We start from the raw sequence: 14,610 nt of genomic DNA, 5'->3' as shown, positions 1-14,610 counted from the left end.
GCAGGGCGGTTATTTTAGGCAGTTCGGGCCGCCAAAGAAAGGGCAAGGGCACCTCTCTGCGGGCAATTGTGGTTTGCAAGACCATTTTTGGGGCGCACACCATAGCAGTCAGCCCGGCAGTGGCCGGGCTGACTGAGATCATGGGGCAAACCCCTTTCAGCCGAACTTCACCACGGCTTCACCGCTGACGGCGATGGCGCCGGTGGCCGTCAGGATGCGGGTGGCCAGGGTGATGATGGGCTTGTCGCTGCGCAGGGCGATGATCTCCACCTCTGCCGTCACCTCATCCCCCACAAACACCGGCTGCTTGAAGGCGAGGCTCTGACCGAGGTAGACGGTGCCCTTGCCCGGCAGTTGCTGGCCCAGCAGCCCCGAGAAGAGGCTGGCCAGCAGCATGCCGTGCACGATGGGGCGCTCGAACGGCGTGGTGGCGGCGAAAGCGGGATCCAGGTGCAGCGGATTGAAATCCTCCGACAACCCGGCAAACGCCTCGACCTCTGCCGCACCGAACCGCTTGGTCAGGCTGGCCTGTTGGCCCACCTCGAAGGGAGGCATGCTCATGCTGGCTCCTCCTCGGGGGTCTGGGCAAAGACTGGGTTGAGCCTTACCTTGACGTAGCTACCGGGGGCCGCTTCCAGCCCTTCGCTCGGGATGCGGGCAGGGAGGGGGGCGGGATCCTCTTCCCGGCTCTGGATGAAGGCGGCCATCTGCGGCCACCAGGAGCCTGGGGTGTGGCTTGCGCCGGCGAGCCACGCCTCGGGGCTGATGGCCTCGGCGTCGTTCTGCCAGAAGCCGTACTTGTTGGCGTCCGGCGGATTGACGATGCCGGCGATGTGGCCCGATTCAGCCAGGATGAAGCGCTGCTCGCCACCGAACAGCTTCATGCCCTGCCAGGTCCCTTGCCAGAGGGCGATGTGATCGTCCATGGCCGAGACCAGCAGCACCGGGGTCTTCACCTTGCCGAGATCGATGCGGGTGTGGCGGATCTTGAGCTCCCCCTTCCCCAGCTGGTTCTCCAGATAGAGCCGGCGCAGCAGGCTGCTGTGGGTCTTGCCCGCCACGTTGGTGCTGTCGCTGTTCCAGTGCAGCAGATCGAACGCCACCGGGCTCTGCCCCTTGAGGTAGCTGTCGATGTAGTAATTCCAGTAGAGGCTGTTCTCCCGCAGCAGGCTGAAAGAGACCGCCAGCTGGCGCCCGTCCATGATGCCCTTGGCTTCGTTCTGGGCTTCCAGCGCCGCAATGATGGGCTCGTGGATGAAAATGCCAAGTTCCCCCGGCTGGGAGAAGTCGAGCAGGGTGGTGAACAGGGTGGCGGATCGAACCCGTTGCTTCTGGCGCCTGGCAGCCAGCCAGCCCATGGCCAGGGAGAGGGCGGTACCGCCGATGCAGTAGCCGATGCCGTGCACTTCCCGCTCGCCGGTGGCCGCCTCCACGCCATCCAGCGCGGCGATGACGCCGTCCACCACGTAGTCGTCGAGATCGATGTCGGCCTGGGCCGGACCCGGGTTGCGCCAGGAGATCATGAACACCGTCTGGCCCTGGGCGACCAGCCAGGCCACCAGGGAGTTCTGGGGCCGCATGTCCAGGATGTAGTACTTGTTGATGAAGGGCGGCACGATCAGTACCGGCGTCCTGGCCACCGTTTCCGTGGTCGGGCTGTACTGAATGAGCTCATACAGCTCGGTGCGCTGCACCACCCGGCCCGGCGTCAGCGCCAGATCCCGCCCCAGCTCAAAGGCGGACTCGTCGGTCAGGCGGATGTTGAGCTGATCGGCGCTGCGCTCGAGATCTTCGGCCAGCAGCGCCAGCCCGCGCACCAGATTCTGGCCGTCAGACTCCAGGGTCAGCTTGAGCAGCTCCGGGTTGGTGGCCAGAAAGTTGCTGGGGGCCATGGCGTTGATGTACTGGCGGGTAAAGAAACGCAGCCGCTCCCGGCTCTTCTGGGGCACTCCCTCGAGGGCATCCACTGAAGCCAGCAGGTGCTTGGCGGTCAGCAGATAGGATTGTTTGAGGTAGTCATAAATGGGCTGCTCGCTCCAGGCGTCGGCCTTGAAGCGACGATCGCTGCGCTCGGGAGCGATGAGCGGTTCGCTCTGCTGGCCTGCGCTTTTGAGCAGGGTGTGCTGCATCAGTTTGAGCTGATCCTGCCACCAGTTCATCTGGGCATTGATCAGTTGCCAGGGCTGTTGGCTACCCTGTTCCAGCACCTGGCCGAGATCGTCGAGATTGGTCTGCAGCAGGGCTTGGGCCGTGCGCTCGGTCTGCGCCTTGGCCATGTCCAGCAGCTTGTCGTTGTAGTGGGCCAGGGCCTCGAACAGCGGGCCGTAAGATGATTGGCTCATGTTCTCTCCTTCACCCATCCCCGGCGCAGGGCGAGCCTGTCGTGACGGAGCATGGGGAGATGTGGCTGCCCGTCGCGGGCAGCCAGGGGGATATCAGGCCTTGCCCGTGCTCTTTTTGATGCCGTCGGCAGCCAGGGCGTCGAGGTCGTCCTTGAACTGCTGGCCGAGGGTGTTGAGCTTCTGGATGTCGTCCAGCATCTGGCGGGAGAGCTGGCTGGCGGTCTCCAGCTGGACGGTGCCGAGGGCCGCCAGGCTCTGGGCATCCTGCACCTTGCCGGCGGCCTGCAGCTGGTTCAGTCCCAGCTCGGCATAGGCGTTGGCGGACGCCAACTGTAGCCGGGTCAGCTGTTCGATGTTGCTGGCCAGCAGCTGGTTATAACGGGTGAGGGGGGCGGCAAAGCCTTGCATCTGCTCGGTAAAGGTCTTGATTACGTCCATATTCATCGCGTGTCTCCGTGGTTGGCAGAAGGGTATTGCAAAAGGCCGATGGGCCCATTCTTCGGTTACATCCGTTCGACTACATCCTTAAGTCGTTGCGTGTCGTTTGCTCTGTTCAAACGCACGTTTAGGCATTGTGTTACCAAATGAGGCTTGATGTAAATAATATAAATGTTAATTTTTGGCGAAATATTGATTCTGGTCTGTCCAGTTTGGCTGGCCCGATTCAGACGAGGGGTGACGCAGCCACGTCCGTCGGGTCTCGTTCCCAGGCCGCCGGGCTGGTAGGCTGACGCCACTCCCTGAGTCTTGAGGAATGCATCGATGAAACCTGCTCGCCTGCTGCTTGCCATGGGGGCTGTGGCCCTTGGTGGCGTTGCCCACGCCAGTACCCCTGTCCAGCTCTCCTTGCCCGGCGTCAATCTGCCCGCGTCCCATCAGGTGGAGGGGGCCAGAGCCTCTGTGCTCTATGGTCGCACCGGTCAGGTGAAAGGGATCGATCTGCCGGTCTTCGCCCTCTCCGACGTGGATCAATTCACCGGTCTGCAGCTTGGCATCTTCCTTGGCGCCGGTCGGGTACGCCACCAGTTTGGCGGGGTGGCGATCAACGCGGTCAACTGGCACGAGGGTCAGGACAAGGGCGTCAACCTTGGCTTCGTCAACCTGACCAACAATGTGCAGGGCCTCAACTGGGGTGCCGTCAACATCGCCAAGGGCAATGCCCTGGCCAACGTCGGCTTCGTCAACTATGCCGAGCGCACCACCTTCCAGCTGGGCTTCATCAACGCCACCAAGCACTTGGACGGTCTGCAGATTGGCCTCGCCAACTACGCCGAGAACGGGGTTTTCCCCATCTTGCCGCTGATCAATTTCAAGAAATCCTTCTAAGCCGCGCCGCCAACCTTGCTTTAGGGGCTCCAGCCATTACCCTGTGCTGCATTGATAGCGTGCAGAGGTGACACTGGCATGACAATGGAACACATGGATGCCATCGGCATTGGCTGGGACGTAAGAGGCTGGCAGGGCAGTGCCCAGGCGGTGGCTGTGGTGGGGTGGCAGGCGCGTGAACAGCGGCTGCACTGGTTTGGGGTATCGCCCCTGTTTCGACTGAGCTCACGGGTTGCGCCGGATCTGGATGCCTTGCTGCGCCCGGCACTGCACGACGAGATCCACCTGCTGCAGGTGCTGGCCTGCCCGCAGTTGGCGCTCGGGATCGACGCGCCGCTGGCGTTTCCTCGCGCCTTGGTCGAGCTGCTGGCGGGGAGGACGACCGAGTGCGCCGTGCCCCAGCGCGAGATAGACAACCCTTATGCCTACCGGGATTGCGAGCGCTGGCTGCACCGGCAATATGGCAAGAAGCCGCTCTCGGCCACCTTCGATAGGCTCGGCAACAACGCGACCCTGGCGCTCGCCATGCTGCCCCGATTGGCAGACTTGCAGCTGGTGCCCAAGCAGCAACCGCAGGCCGATCGCGCCGTGCTGGAGGTCTATCCCGCTCTTGCCAAGGTGGGGGGCAAGGCATCGGCGGTGCGCGCCGAGCTGCTGGCGCATCTGCCGGCCGATGTGACGGCGGGGACCGATCGCTACGATGCCGCCATCTGCGCCCTGATGGCGCTGCAATACGCCGCCAAGGGGAGTGTCTCCCTGCTGCCGGCACTGGTGGCGCCACCTGCCGAGATGGCTTTGGACGAAGGCTGGGTTTACCACTTCACTCGCCCCTGATAAACCGGATCGGGCCGACCAACCCGATCCGGCCTTTGGCCGGCTGGTTATACCTTCACTTGCACCAACCGGTTGCCTCCTTCCACTATATTGCCTTGCAGCCTTGCAGCCTTGCAGCCTTGCAGCCTTGCAGCCTTGCAGCCTTGCAGCCTTGCAGCCTTGCAGCCTTGCAGCCTTGCAGCCTTGCAGCCTTGCAGCCTTGCAGCCTTGCAGCCTTGCAGCCTTGCAGCCTTGCAGCCTTGCAGCCTTGCAGCCTTGCAGCCTTGCAGCCTTGCTGGCCGATGGCCGATGGCCGATGGCCGGGGCTGCCGCAGGTATCTGCCGGTTTACTCGTCATCACATGGCTCTGCGCACCAAAAGCCCATTTATTAATCTCATATGCCATCAAACAAGAGTTTTGTACTACCTTCTCAAGCCATGCCGGCCATGCTCGCGGTTGCAAGCTGCGGCATGTCAGTGCAGAGGGGGCCGGTGATGGCGATGGCAACCAGCGTCATCGATAATTTTGCCGACCAAATAAGGGTTTGTGCTGATCAAGGGTGGAAGAGCAATATCTTCATCCGATATATTGCGCCTTTCCCCTGACTCTTCTCTGCGGTGATGTCGATGAAACGCATTCTCTCTATCCAGTCCCACGTGGTGTTCGGCTGTGCCGGCAACAGCGCCGCCGTGTTTCCCATGCGCCGTCTCGGTATGGAGGTATGGCCCATCAACACGGTGCAGTTCTCCAACCACACCCAATATGCGGCCGGATGGCAAGGAATGGCGATGCCCGCAGGGCATATCAGTGCCCTGTGCGAGGGGCTCTCGAATATCGAGGTGCTGGCCCACTGCGACGCTGTGCTAAGCGGTTATCTGGGCTCGGCGGAGCAGGGGGACGAGATCCTGACTGTGGTGGCCGCGGTCAAGGCTGCCAATCCTGCCGCCATCTATTTTTGCGATCCGGTGATGGGCCATCCAGAGAAAGGGTGCATCGTCGCCCCTGGGGTGACCCGTTTCTTGACCGAGAAGGCGCTGCCGGTGGCCGACATCATGGCCCCCAATCTGCTGGAGCTGGAGACCCTGTGCGACGTCCATCTGACGGATCTGGCGCAGACACGGGCCGCAGCCCATCAGTTGCTGGCACGGGGGGTGAAGATGGTGCTGGTCAAGCATCTTGGACGCGCCGCTCGCGAGCCGGGTCGTTTCGAGATGCTGCTGGCCACCCCCGAGGGGGATTATCTGATCGACCGCCCGCTCTACGAGTTTGCCCGCCAGCCGGTGGGAGTGGGGGACCTCATCAGCGCGCTGATGCTGGCCAATCTGCAGGCGGGTTACGATGCCGTCAGCGCGTTCGAGCGCACCAACGCGGCGGTGGATGCGGTACTGCTGCACACCTGGCAGGCCGATGCCTATGAATTGCAGCTGATCGCGGCTCAGGAGGCCTTTGCCGCCCCCCTGATCAAGGCGCGGGCCGAACGGCTGGCCTGATCGCGCCATCGGGGGACAAGTCTGGGCGTGGATGATCCACGTTCTGCTTGGCCCCCTGATCACTCTTCCTCACTTCTCTCTCGGTTAACAGCCCATCCCTGCGCCGCTTATCTGCTTGCACACCGAACGAGGCAATGTCGCCTCAGCCGTCATCTTGGTCCTGACACCGGGCATCCGGTTCAGATCAGACCGTTATCCTGTTCCCGCTACTCTGCCTCATCGAACGTGACCTGCCGGTAGTGCTCGACCGTGGGGAAGGGATCGTAGAAGTGATGGAGCAGGGCCTTCCACTGCTGGTACTGGGGTGAGCCACGAAAGCCCTGGGTGTGATCTTCGAGGCGCTGCCAGTTGACCAGCAGCAGATAGCGGTGGGGAGTGGTCAGCGAGCGCTGGAGCTGGTGCCCGCCGTAGCCCGGCATGGTGCTGATGATGTGCTGGGCCTGGGAGAATGCCAGCTCGAAGGCGGCAGCCTGACCGGAGATGACCTGCAGATGGGCGACTTCCAATATCATGGTGACTCCTTGTCCCAAGGATAAAGGGGCCATTGCAGCAGGTCGGGCAGGGAATGACAAGGCCGGCCGCTGGAGCCGGCCTTGTCGGTATGATCACGGCTCTGCTTGAGTGCCGATCAGACGCGTGGGTGACGGGCCCGGTAGCGCTCGGCCATGGCGTTGGCCGCGATCATGGCGTGGTAGACATCCTGCTCGCTGACGCTCATCGGCATGTTGCCCATGGTGTCGAGGGGATCGCAGGCAAGTTTGGCCACCTGGCGCCACTCGCTCTCCACGAAACGGCTCAGCCCCATCTCCTGCAGAGTCATGGGCAGGCCGGCCAGCTGGATGATGCGCATCACCTCGTCCAGCTCGGCCTGGGGCGCGCGCTCGAGTACCAGCTGGGTGAGCAGGCCGAACACCACCTTCTCGCCGTGCTGGGCTCGGTGCAGATCCGCCACCACCGACATGCCGTTGTTGACCGCATGGGCTGCCGCCAGGCCGCCCGCTTCGGCGCCCACACCGCTCAGATAGATGGTAGCTTCGATGGTCTGCTCCAGCGCCGGGGTGGTGACATGGTGGCGCACCGCGTCCATCGCCAGCTCGATGTTCTCTCCCAGCAGCTCGTAGCAGAGCCGGGCCAGCCCGAGGCCGGTGCGGGAGGGGCGCTTGCCCACCAGATTGATGCCGTCCGCCCGGTAACAGGCGCGGGCCTCGAAATAGGTGGCGAGCGCATCACCTACGCCGGCGGCGAAGAAGCGGGCGGGAGCCGCCGCTATGATGGCGGTGTCGGCGATAACCACATCCGGGTTCTGGGGCAGGAACAGATAGCGCTCGAACTCGCCCGCCGGGTTGTAGATCACCGCGAGGGCGGTGCAGGGGGCATCGGTGGAGGCAATGGTGGGAAACAGCACCACGGGGCGGCGCAGGTAGAAGGCCACCGCCTTGGCGACGTCCAGGGTCTTGCCGCCGCCGATGCCGACGATGACGTTGGCCCCCTGTTGTTCGGCCAGATCGCACAGACGGCGGATCTCGATGTCGGTGCATTCGTAGTTGAACTTCTCGACCGCCCCCTTCAGACCTGCCTGCAGCAGGCCGGCCAGCGTCTCCTCCCGCACCCGCTCCAGAATGAACTCGTCGCTGACGAGCAGGGCGTTGTCGCCGAAATCTTTTACGTGATCATGGAGTTGGGGCAGCAGATCGTGGCCGATGATGAACTTTTTGGGGGAGGTGACGGTACGAGGCAGGATAGGCATGCAGTATTCCTCAAGGCAGTGAGCGGCATCCGTTTGGTATGCAAACGGGTCTTTCTGCCACACCATACGCCTCGTCTGGCGTGAGGTGAAGGAACAATCGTATGCAAATGGGGCTATAGCAGACTCAAAATTAATCTTGATGCTGTTTTGATTGTTTTGTGAAAGCTGGAGGGGTAACGCAACGCGCCCTCCATGGGGAGGGCGCACTGTGGCTACAGAGTAAGGGCGAGCAGTGAAGAGGCGCGCGAAGCGGAGGCAGTGCGCGGCTCAGAGCTGCTTGTAGAAGAAGAGGGTGGCCGCCAGGGTGCCGTCGGCACTGCGGGCAAAGGCGGGGATCTGGCCCGCCTCCTGGTAGCCGAGCTGGCGATAGAGGCGGGAGGCGGCATCGCCCACCCGGGTGTCGAGCACCAGCAGGCTGCGACCGGCCTCTCTGGCCCCTTGCTCCATGCTGGCCATCAGGGCACGGCCGACCCCCTTGCCACGGTGGAGACTGTGCACCATCAGTTTTTCCACCTCGGCGCGGTGACGGCCATTGGCCTTGGTGCACAGCGAGAGCTGGAGGGCACCGACCAGCTGGTGTTGCAGGAAAGCGACCCAGAGCCGGCGGCTGCCCGCGGCCAGCTCCGTCTCTATGCCCTGCCAATAGACGAGCCCCTGCTCTTCGGTCAGCGGCGGCAGAAAGCCCACCGACGCGCCGCTGGCGACGCTGTCTTGCAGCAAAGTGATGAGGGCAGGCTTGATGCCCTGGGTGGTATCAACCTCAACTATGTCCATCAGGAGTCCTTGTCAACGAAGTTCACGCCGCCGGCCCGGTCTGCCGCGGCGCCTGCCGCCAACGGGACCGGTGGCAGGCTGACTGGCTAGACTCGCCGTTTCTGCCGCCAATTTCAAGTCGTTGTCGCTCGCCGGGTGCGCCCGATCACGCCCTCCAGGCGGGTTTCCCTCAGCGGATGAGCTTCTGTTCGACCAGCCAGGCAAACAGCAGCCGGGAAACCGGAGAGATCTCGGCCATATGGCGGCTGTCGAGCCAGCGCAGCTCGGCGATCTCCGCCGAGGCGACGGGAGTGCCGTCAGCCTCGCCGGTGTAGCAGCGCAGCCTGACGTTGACCCCCTGCGGCTTGCCGTCGGCCTGGGCACTGAACTCGCAGGCAAACGCCAGGGTGTCGGGCTTGAGGGCCACGGCCAGCTCCTCCTCGATTTCGCGCATCAGCGCCGCCTCGTCGCTCTCTCCCGCTTCGCGCTTGCCGCCGGGAATGTAGTAGATGTGCTTGCCGTGGGAGCGGGCACAGAGCAGTTGCTGATCCTTGAAGGTCAGCCAGGCGAGTTTGTCGATCATGAACGTCTCTCTGGTGATGGGGTGGTGGCTTGTTCGCACAGGGTGCGATAGGAGCGGCTCTCCAGCCGTTCGGGGTTCAGCCCGAGCCGGGCGGCCAGGGACAGCAGTTGCTGGCGATAATCTGGCAGCAAGGATTCGTCATCGGTCATGATGGCCAACTCGGCAAAATCGCCAAGCCCCGCCAGGTGATCCAGGGTGACGTGGAAGGGGCCGACGAAATAGATGCTGCGCACTTTGCGAAGGGTCAGTATCGGCTGGTAGCCCAGGGTGTGCAGCATGCTGATGGCCTTGTCGGCGTCGGTGATGTTGACCGCCTCGCAGCGATCGGGTTCGGGCCCCTTCACGATCCAGAGCCGGATGCCGGAGGGCTGCATGGCGCGGATCAGCAGGCTCTTGCCCGCTGCGCTCAGGCTGCGGTCCGGCGTGTCGAAGTAGGTGTCCTGCTCCTGGTTGCGCTCCAGCATCACCTCGGGATTGAGGGCGGCGAGGGCAGTGGTGAAGGCCTCGACATCGCCGAGCCTGTATTTGAACTCGACCTCGAAGCGGCCCTGAAAGTGCTGTGCTGACATCGGCAGGCATCCTTGAGTGCGGGGATTGGCATGGCGGGCAGCCTAGCAAAGTTGGCGGGCTGGCCCAAGGGGCAAGGCGGCAGGATGTGGAAACGATCTGTTTCCGGGGGCCATGGTTGATCAATGCGCAGCCTGTCGCCGTGATCAAGGGCAGGCACCGCACACGGTCGAGTCAGTGTGGGCATGGCGGTTGCTCACAAGCTCGCCGAGCGGCCGGCAAAAGTTCGCGCTGGCGCACAGGATGGGGCGTGCAGGCTGGGCGAGGGCAGATCCCTGTGTTTTAATCCTCGCCACGTTTGCGGCAGCCGCCCCGTGCCGGGCCGCTGCCTTCGCTTTGGCAAGATGCAGGTGAGAAGATGCAAGTGACAGCAGAGAGCAAGTTTATCGGACTCGGGGTGGCGGGCAATTTCGCCGGTCATCTGGAGCAGGCCGGCGAGGCCTCGGATTTCGTGGCGGTGGTGGTGCGCGACACCAGCGCCCCCAAGGCGCTGTTCCCCTTCTACGTACCGGGCCACCCCGGCCAGCTCGGCGTCTTCCCCTTGAGCGGCGATGCGATCTTCTTGCCGGAAGCGGCGGTGAGCGGCGATGAAAAGGTGCAGATAGAGCCGGAAGTGGCGCTCTGGTGCGAGCTGGAGTACGCGGGGGAGCAGGTGGTGGCCATCCATCCGCGCGCCTTTGGTGCCTACAACGACTGCTCCATCCGCCGTCCCAACGCCAAAAAGATCAGCGAGAAGAAGAACTGGGGCGAAGAGAGCAAGGGGCTGGCCCCCGCGATGCTGCCCCTGTCCCATTTCGCCGCCGGCTGCGAGCTCGATGACTACCGCATCGCCTGCTACCTGGAGCGGGACGGCGAGCTGCACCCCTACGGGGTCGACAGCGCGGCGGTGGATTACAGCTACTTCCACGGCCAACTGCTGACGTGGGCCATCGACAAGTTCAACCATCAGCAGGACGAGGGGCCGGCCGAGCACATCCAGGGGCTGCTGGCCCAGGCCGGACGTCCGGCCCATGCCCTCATCAGCATCGGCGCCACCCGCTATACCCCGTTTGGCGAGACCCACTTCCTCAAGCCCGGCGACACCGCCTGCGTGCTGCTCTATCCGGCCAGCCGTTATAGCGAAAGTGATATCCGTGAGGCCATTCGCACCCGTCAGTTCGGGCCGGATCTGTCGGTGCTGCTGCAGGCGGTCAAGACCCGCTGATAACTCGGCCTTCCCCCGTGCTGGCGGGGGAAGGCCGGCTGCGCGTTGCATTCGCCATCCTCCCCCTCGCGATTGTTACTCGGTCCCGCTTACCCGGCTCGGCCATTTGGCTTACCATTGCTCTTTTTGCCGAACACGTTGTCGAGCAGGTTGTTGAATAATGGGGTAGCCGATGGGCGAGTTGAAAACCATGGGGTTGTTTCTGGTGACGGCGCTGGCCGAGATCCTGGGCTGTTATCTGCCCTATCTCTGGCTGACCCAGGGGCGCAGCGTCTGGCTGCTGCTGCCGGCGGGGTTGAGCCTGATGCTGTTTGCCTGGCTCCTGTCGCTGCACCCGACCGCAGCCGGGCGCGTCTATGCCGCCTATGGCGGTGTCTACATCTTCGTGGCCATCCTCTGGCTCTGGCTGGTGGACGGCATCCGACCCAGCCTGTGGGATCTGGTGGGGTCGCTGGTGGCCCTGTGCGGCATGGCCATCATCATGTTTGCCCCCCGCGAGGCGTGAAGCCGCATCGCCCGCAGCTCAAGGAGAAGAAGGATGACGCTCATCAGGGCCTGTACCCTGCAGGACATGGCAGGTTTGCTGGCGCTCTATCGGGAATTGCGCCCCCATGACCCTGCGCTTGCGCCGGATGCGGCCCGCACGGCGCTGACGGCCTTGCTGGCGCAGCCTCATCTCCACCTGCTGGTGGCGGAGGTGGATGGCCAGCTGGCGGCCACCTGCCAGCTCGGCGTGGTAGCGACCCTGACCAACGGCGGCCGGCCGTTTGGCATGGTGGAGCATGTGGTGACGGCCTCTGCGTTTCGGCGCCGGGGCATCAGCCGGCAGTTGCTGACCCATGCCCTCGCGCTCGCCTGGCAGCAGGATTACTACAAGGTGATGCTGTTCTCGGGGGAAGGGCGCGAGGCGGCCCACCGGCTCTATGCGTCGCTCGGCTTCAAGGCCGGCATCGAGAAGGGGTTTGTCCTCAAGCAGGTCGACGCCATGGCGACGGCCGGGCAGGCCCCGAACAACCAATCTGTTGAGTGAGTACGATAGAGATAGATATGAGACTGGAGCAGGCAGAGCGCGGTGATTATCAGGCCCTGATCGCGCTGTGGGAGGCGTCGGTGCGCGCCACCCACCATTTTTTGCCGGATGAGGAGATCGCCACCCTGCGCGAGCTCATTCTGGCACACTACCTTGACGCCGTGACCCTCACCTGCGCCCGCAACGACCAGGGTATCGCCGGCTTTTGCGGGGTGCACGAGGGCAACATCGAGATGCTGTTCATCGACCCGGCGCTGCGCGGAGGCGGGGTGGGTCGCCTGCTGGTGGCCGATGCCATCGCCAGGCTGGCGGCGACCCGGGTGGACGTCAACGAGCAGAATGAGCAGGCGCTCGGCTTCTATCGCCGCCTGGGCTTCGAGGTGGTGGGGCGCTCGGCGCTGGACGGGCAGGGCAGACCCTATCCGTTGCTGCACATGTCCATTGCGACAGCTGGCACTGACAGACCGGTGGCGCCATCATGAAAAAAACCGCCCTTGGGCGGTTTTTTGTTATGACGGGATCAGGACGGCTTGTTACTCCTCGTTGGAGTTGTCCTGATAGTCGTCGCGCTGGGCCTTGGGCAGGCGGCGCATGGGGGTAAAGCCGATATCCTCGCCCACCACTTCCCGCTTGCGGGCTGGGGCTGGCTTCTTGCCGCCATCGCTCTTTGCCTTGCTTTTGCCTGCGGCGGATTTGCCGTTGCCGCCCTTGGCATTGGCGGCGCCACGGGCGCGCGGCGGATTTTGTACCGGCTTGCTGCCCGGCAGGGTCTGCCGGCTCGGCTTGCCACTGGGCTCATACCCTTCCAGGATCTCCACCGAGAGGGATTGGCCGATCAGCGCCTCTATCCCCTTGAGCTGGCCCAGCTCGTCCTGGCTCACCAGCGAGATGGCCTCGCCGCCACGGCCGGCGCGGCCGGTGCGACCGATGCGGTGGATGTAATCCTCCGCCATCTGGGGCAGCTCGAAGTTGATCACGTGGGGCAGCTGATCGATGTCGAGGCCGCGAGCGGCGATGTCGGTCGCCACCAGCACCCGCACCTTGCCTTCCCGAAAATCCGCCAGCGCCCGGTTGCGGGCACCCTGGCTCTTGTCGCCGTGGATGGCGACGGTATCGAGCCCGTCTTTTTGCATCTGCTGGGCCAGGCGATCGGCGATCTGCTTGGTGCGCACGAACACCAGCACCCGCTGCCAGTTGCCACGGCCGATCATGTGGGAGAGCAGCTCGCGGCGACGTTCCCGGTCGACCTGGATGATGCGCTGGGTCACCTGCTCGGCGGCGGTGTTGCTGGGATCCACCTCGATCAGGGTGGGCTCTTTGAGCAGGTCATCCGCCAGCGCCTTGATCTCGCTTGAGAAGGTGGCGGAGAACAGCAGGGTCTGCCGTTCGGCCGGCAGCGCCTTCATGATGCGGCGAATGTCGACGATGAAGCCCATGTCGAGCATGCGATCCGCTTCGTCCAGCACCAGCACTTCCAGCTCGGACAGGGTCAGCGCCCCCTGGGTCAGCAGATCCAGCAGACGGCCCGGGGTGGCCACCAGGATGTCGATGCCGAGCTTGATGGCGTCCAGATTGGGCTTGATGCTGACGCCGCCGTAGGCGATCAGGGTGCGAAACGGCAGGTGGTGGGCATATTTGATGATGCTCTCACCCACCTGGGCGGCCAGTTCGCGGGTCGGGGTCAGCACCAGGGCCCGCACCTGACGGCGGCCACGGCCATGGTTGGCCAGCAGGCGCTGCAGCATGGGCAGGGTGAAACCGGCCGTTTTGCCTGTGCCTGTCTGGGCGCCGCCGAGCACATCCTGTCCGGCCAGAATGGCGGGGATGGCTTGTTGCTGGATGGGGGTTGGCTGTTCGTAACCCAGCTCCTTGACGGCCCGCAGGATGTGCGGAGACAGACCCAGTTCGTTGAATGACATGTTCGAGAGAGACTCCTCTGGTGAGCCTTGGGCTCAGCGGATGGCAGGTGCGCTGGCACCCGCCACAAGATGGAAATGATAACGGGGGCGTAATATAGCAGATGCGCGCCCTGCACGCAGCAGCCGTGTCGCGTTGTCCGGCTGCCGCGTGCCGCGGCCTCAGAGCAGGGCCAGGATATCGTCTCGCAGGCTCTCGGGTTTGGTGGTGGGGGCAAAGCGGTCAACCACCTCGCCGTCCCGGTCGATCAGGAATTTGGTGAAGTTCCACTTGACGTTCTCCAGCCCCAGCAGACCCGGTTTCTCCTTCTTGAGCCACTGATAGAAGGGGTGGGCCTGCTCGCCGTTGACCTCGCACTTGGCCATGATGGGGAAGCTGACCGGATAGTCGAGGGAACAGAAGCGGGCGATCTCCTCTGCATCTCCCGGCTCCTGATGGCCGAATTGATCGCAGGGGAAGCCCAGGATCACCAGCCCGCGTGGGCCCAGTTCGCGATAAAGCGCCTCCAGTCCGGTGTACTGGGGGGTAAAGCCGCAGCGGCTGGCGACGTTGACCACCAGCATGACCTGGCCTTGCAGGGTGGACAAGGGCAGTTCGGTACCGTCAAGGCGTTGCAGGATAAGGTCGGGCAATGACATGAAGCACTCCTGTTGCATGGGGCCCATTCAGGGCGTATCGCTCCACGGTAACGGGCGCGACGGCGCGGAGCAAGCGCCGCTTTCCCCTTTGCCATGAAAGATCTGGCCTGGTATGAGGCCATTTGAGTGCGCCGGATCACAGGCTGGCGAGGGCGACCAGATAATGGGGGCCTTGTGTGCCCGGATAGCGTATTGATGG

17 protein-coding genes are annotated in these 14,610 nt (G+C 63.8%); 7 read left to right on the top strand and 10 right to left on the bottom strand.

Annotated elements, in window-relative coordinates:
* Positions 1-156 precede the first annotated feature (156 nt).
* From AHA_RS12235 to AHA_RS12225, 3 genes are all read right to left on the bottom strand, one after another.
* The gene (locus tag AHA_RS12235) at positions 157-561 is read right to left on the bottom strand and encodes a MaoC family dehydratase (RefSeq protein WP_011706256.1); all 405 of its coding nucleotides are present in this window, start codon (positions 559-561) and stop codon (positions 157-159) included.
* Positions 558-2,342, bottom strand: a complete 1,785-nt coding sequence (locus tag AHA_RS12230; protein ID WP_011706255.1) for a class I poly(R)-hydroxyalkanoic acid synthase — start codon at positions 2,340-2,342, stop codon at positions 558-560. The genes AHA_RS12235 and AHA_RS12230 overlap by 4 nt, the downstream gene beginning before the upstream one ends.
* Before the next feature lie 93 nt (positions 2,343-2,435).
* Complete coding sequence (locus tag AHA_RS12225) at positions 2,436-2,786, bottom strand: phasin family protein (protein WP_011706254.1); 351 nt, start codon at positions 2,784-2,786, stop codon at positions 2,436-2,438.
* Between the two features lie 318 nt (positions 2,787-3,104).
* Between AHA_RS12225 and AHA_RS12220 the strand changes: the two genes are divergently transcribed.
* The 3 genes from AHA_RS12220 (at position 3,105) to pdxY (ending at position 5,972) form a co-directional block, all read left to right on the top strand.
* Entirely contained in the window at positions 3,105-3,668 is a 564-nt protein-coding gene (locus AHA_RS12220) for a VC2662 family protein (RefSeq protein WP_011706253.1), read from the top strand.
* Between the two features lie 78 nt (positions 3,669-3,746).
* On the top strand, positions 3,747-4,502 hold the full coding sequence (locus AHA_RS12215; protein ID WP_011706252.1) for a DUF429 domain-containing protein: 756 nt from the start codon (positions 3,747-3,749) through the stop codon (positions 4,500-4,502).
* Positions 4,503-5,108: 606 nt separating this feature from the next.
* The gene (gene pdxY / locus AHA_RS12210; RefSeq protein ID WP_011706251.1) at positions 5,109-5,972 is read left to right on the top strand and encodes a pyridoxal kinase PdxY; all 864 of its coding nucleotides are present in this window, start codon (positions 5,109-5,111) and stop codon (positions 5,970-5,972) included.
* A 206-nt stretch (positions 5,973-6,178) separates the two neighbouring features.
* Here pdxY and AHA_RS12205 read toward each other — a convergent pair whose 3' ends face one another.
* The 5 genes from AHA_RS12205 to cyaB form a co-directional block, all read right to left on the bottom strand.
* Positions 6,179-6,484 carry an antibiotic biosynthesis monooxygenase family protein gene (locus tag AHA_RS12205; RefSeq protein WP_011706250.1) on the bottom strand — a complete coding sequence of 102 codons (306 nt, stop codon included), beginning with the start codon at positions 6,482-6,484 and terminating at the stop codon, positions 6,179-6,181.
* Positions 6,485-6,600: 116 nt separating this feature from the next.
* On the bottom strand, positions 6,601-7,719 hold the full coding sequence (locus tag AHA_RS12200) for a glycerol dehydrogenase (RefSeq protein ID WP_164927657.1): 1,119 nt from the start codon (positions 7,717-7,719) through the stop codon (positions 6,601-6,603).
* 267 nt (positions 7,720-7,986) lie between these two features.
* Positions 7,987-8,493, bottom strand: a complete 507-nt coding sequence (locus tag AHA_RS12195) for a GNAT family N-acetyltransferase (RefSeq protein ID WP_011706248.1) — start codon at positions 8,491-8,493, stop codon at positions 7,987-7,989.
* 169 nt (positions 8,494-8,662) lie between these two features.
* The gene (locus AHA_RS12190; RefSeq protein WP_026141403.1) at positions 8,663-9,055 is read right to left on the bottom strand and encodes an NUDIX hydrolase; all 393 of its coding nucleotides are present in this window, start codon (positions 9,053-9,055) and stop codon (positions 8,663-8,665) included.
* Complete coding sequence (gene cyaB, locus AHA_RS12185; RefSeq protein WP_011706246.1) at positions 9,052-9,624, bottom strand: class IV adenylate cyclase; 573 nt, start codon at positions 9,622-9,624, stop codon at positions 9,052-9,054. The genes AHA_RS12190 and cyaB overlap by 4 nt, the downstream gene beginning before the upstream one ends.
* A 356-nt stretch (positions 9,625-9,980) precedes the next feature.
* Here cyaB and AHA_RS12180 point away from each other — a divergent pair, with 356 nt between their 5' ends.
* The 4 genes from AHA_RS12180 to AHA_RS12165 all read left to right on the top strand — a co-directional run bounded on the left by AHA_RS12180 (position 9,981) and on the right by AHA_RS12165 (position 12,338).
* Entirely contained in the window at positions 9,981-10,826 is an 846-nt protein-coding gene (locus AHA_RS12180) for a DUF5718 family protein (RefSeq protein WP_011706245.1), read from the top strand.
* 172 nt (positions 10,827-10,998) lie between these two features.
* Entirely contained in the window at positions 10,999-11,331 is a 333-nt protein-coding gene (locus AHA_RS12175; RefSeq protein ID WP_011706244.1) for a YnfA family protein, read from the top strand.
* Between the two features lie 33 nt (positions 11,332-11,364).
* Positions 11,365-11,856, top strand: a complete 492-nt coding sequence (locus AHA_RS12170) for a GNAT family N-acetyltransferase (protein WP_011706243.1) — start codon at positions 11,365-11,367, stop codon at positions 11,854-11,856.
* Between the two features lie 17 nt (positions 11,857-11,873).
* Positions 11,874-12,338, top strand: a complete 465-nt coding sequence (locus AHA_RS12165; RefSeq protein WP_011706242.1) for an acetyltransferase — start codon at positions 11,874-11,876, stop codon at positions 12,336-12,338.
* Positions 12,339-12,389: 51 nt separating this feature from the next.
* On the opposite strand, the gene AHA_RS12160 is transcribed toward AHA_RS12165, so the two are convergent.
* Together AHA_RS12160 and AHA_RS12155 are read right to left on the bottom strand one after the other, a co-directional pair.
* On the bottom strand, positions 12,390-13,775 hold the full coding sequence (locus AHA_RS12160; protein WP_011706241.1) for a DEAD/DEAH box helicase: 1,386 nt from the start codon (positions 13,773-13,775) through the stop codon (positions 12,390-12,392).
* Positions 13,776-13,934: 159 nt separating this feature from the next.
* A complete protein-coding gene (locus tag AHA_RS12155; protein WP_011706240.1) occupies positions 13,935-14,411 on the bottom strand; it encodes a glutathione peroxidase in 477 nt (158 codons plus the stop codon).
* Positions 14,412-14,610 lie beyond the last annotated feature (199 nt).

Origin of the sequence: Aeromonas hydrophila subsp. hydrophila ATCC 7966 (assembly GCF_000014805.1) — a bacterium.
GTDB classification, from domain to species: Bacteria; Pseudomonadota; Gammaproteobacteria; order Enterobacterales; family Aeromonadaceae; genus Aeromonas; species Aeromonas hydrophila.
The sequence above is the reverse complement of the archived record's forward strand: the minus strand, read 5'-3'. Positions and strand labels throughout refer to the sequence as shown.

Coding starts and splice junctions, on each gene's coding strand:
- AHA_RS12220 (WP_011706253.1), top strand. CDS start 3,105: ATGAAACCTGCTCGCCTGCTGCTTGCCATGGGGGCTGTGGCCCTTGGT.
- AHA_RS12215 (WP_011706252.1), top strand. CDS start 3,747: ATGACAATGGAACACATGGATGCCATCGGCATTGGCTGGGACGTAAGA.
- AHA_RS12200 (WP_164927657.1), bottom strand. CDS start 7,719: ATGCCTATCCTGCCTCGTACCGTCACCTCCCCCAAAAAGTTCATCATC.
- AHA_RS12195 (WP_011706248.1), bottom strand. CDS start 8,493: ATGGACATAGTTGAGGTTGATACCACCCAGGGCATCAAGCCTGCCCTC.
- AHA_RS12160 (WP_011706241.1), bottom strand. CDS start 13,775: ATGTCATTCAACGAACTGGGTCTGTCTCCGCACATCCTGCGGGCCGTC.
- AHA_RS12230 (WP_011706255.1), bottom strand. CDS start 2,342: ATGAGCCAATCATCTTACGGCCCGCTGTTCGAGGCCCTGGCCCACTAC.
- AHA_RS12205 (WP_011706250.1), bottom strand. CDS start 6,484: ATGATATTGGAAGTCGCCCATCTGCAGGTCATCTCCGGTCAGGCTGCC.
- AHA_RS12170 (WP_011706243.1), top strand. CDS start 11,365: ATGACGCTCATCAGGGCCTGTACCCTGCAGGACATGGCAGGTTTGCTG.
- AHA_RS12190 (WP_026141403.1), bottom strand. CDS start 9,055: ATGATCGACAAACTCGCCTGGCTGACCTTCAAGGATCAGCAACTGCTC.
- AHA_RS12165 (WP_011706242.1), top strand. CDS start 11,874: ATGAGACTGGAGCAGGCAGAGCGCGGTGATTATCAGGCCCTGATCGCG.
- AHA_RS12155 (WP_011706240.1), bottom strand. CDS start 14,411: ATGTCATTGCCCGACCTTATCCTGCAACGCCTTGACGGTACCGAACTG.
- cyaB (WP_011706246.1), bottom strand. CDS start 9,624: ATGTCAGCACAGCACTTTCAGGGCCGCTTCGAGGTCGAGTTCAAATAC.
- AHA_RS12175 (WP_011706244.1), top strand. CDS start 10,999: ATGGGCGAGTTGAAAACCATGGGGTTGTTTCTGGTGACGGCGCTGGCC.
- AHA_RS12180 (WP_011706245.1), top strand. CDS start 9,981: ATGCAAGTGACAGCAGAGAGCAAGTTTATCGGACTCGGGGTGGCGGGC.
- AHA_RS12235 (WP_011706256.1), bottom strand. CDS start 561: ATGAGCATGCCTCCCTTCGAGGTGGGCCAACAGGCCAGCCTGACCAAG.
- pdxY (WP_011706251.1), top strand. CDS start 5,109: ATGAAACGCATTCTCTCTATCCAGTCCCACGTGGTGTTCGGCTGTGCC.
- AHA_RS12225 (WP_011706254.1), bottom strand. CDS start 2,786: ATGAATATGGACGTAATCAAGACCTTTACCGAGCAGATGCAAGGCTTT.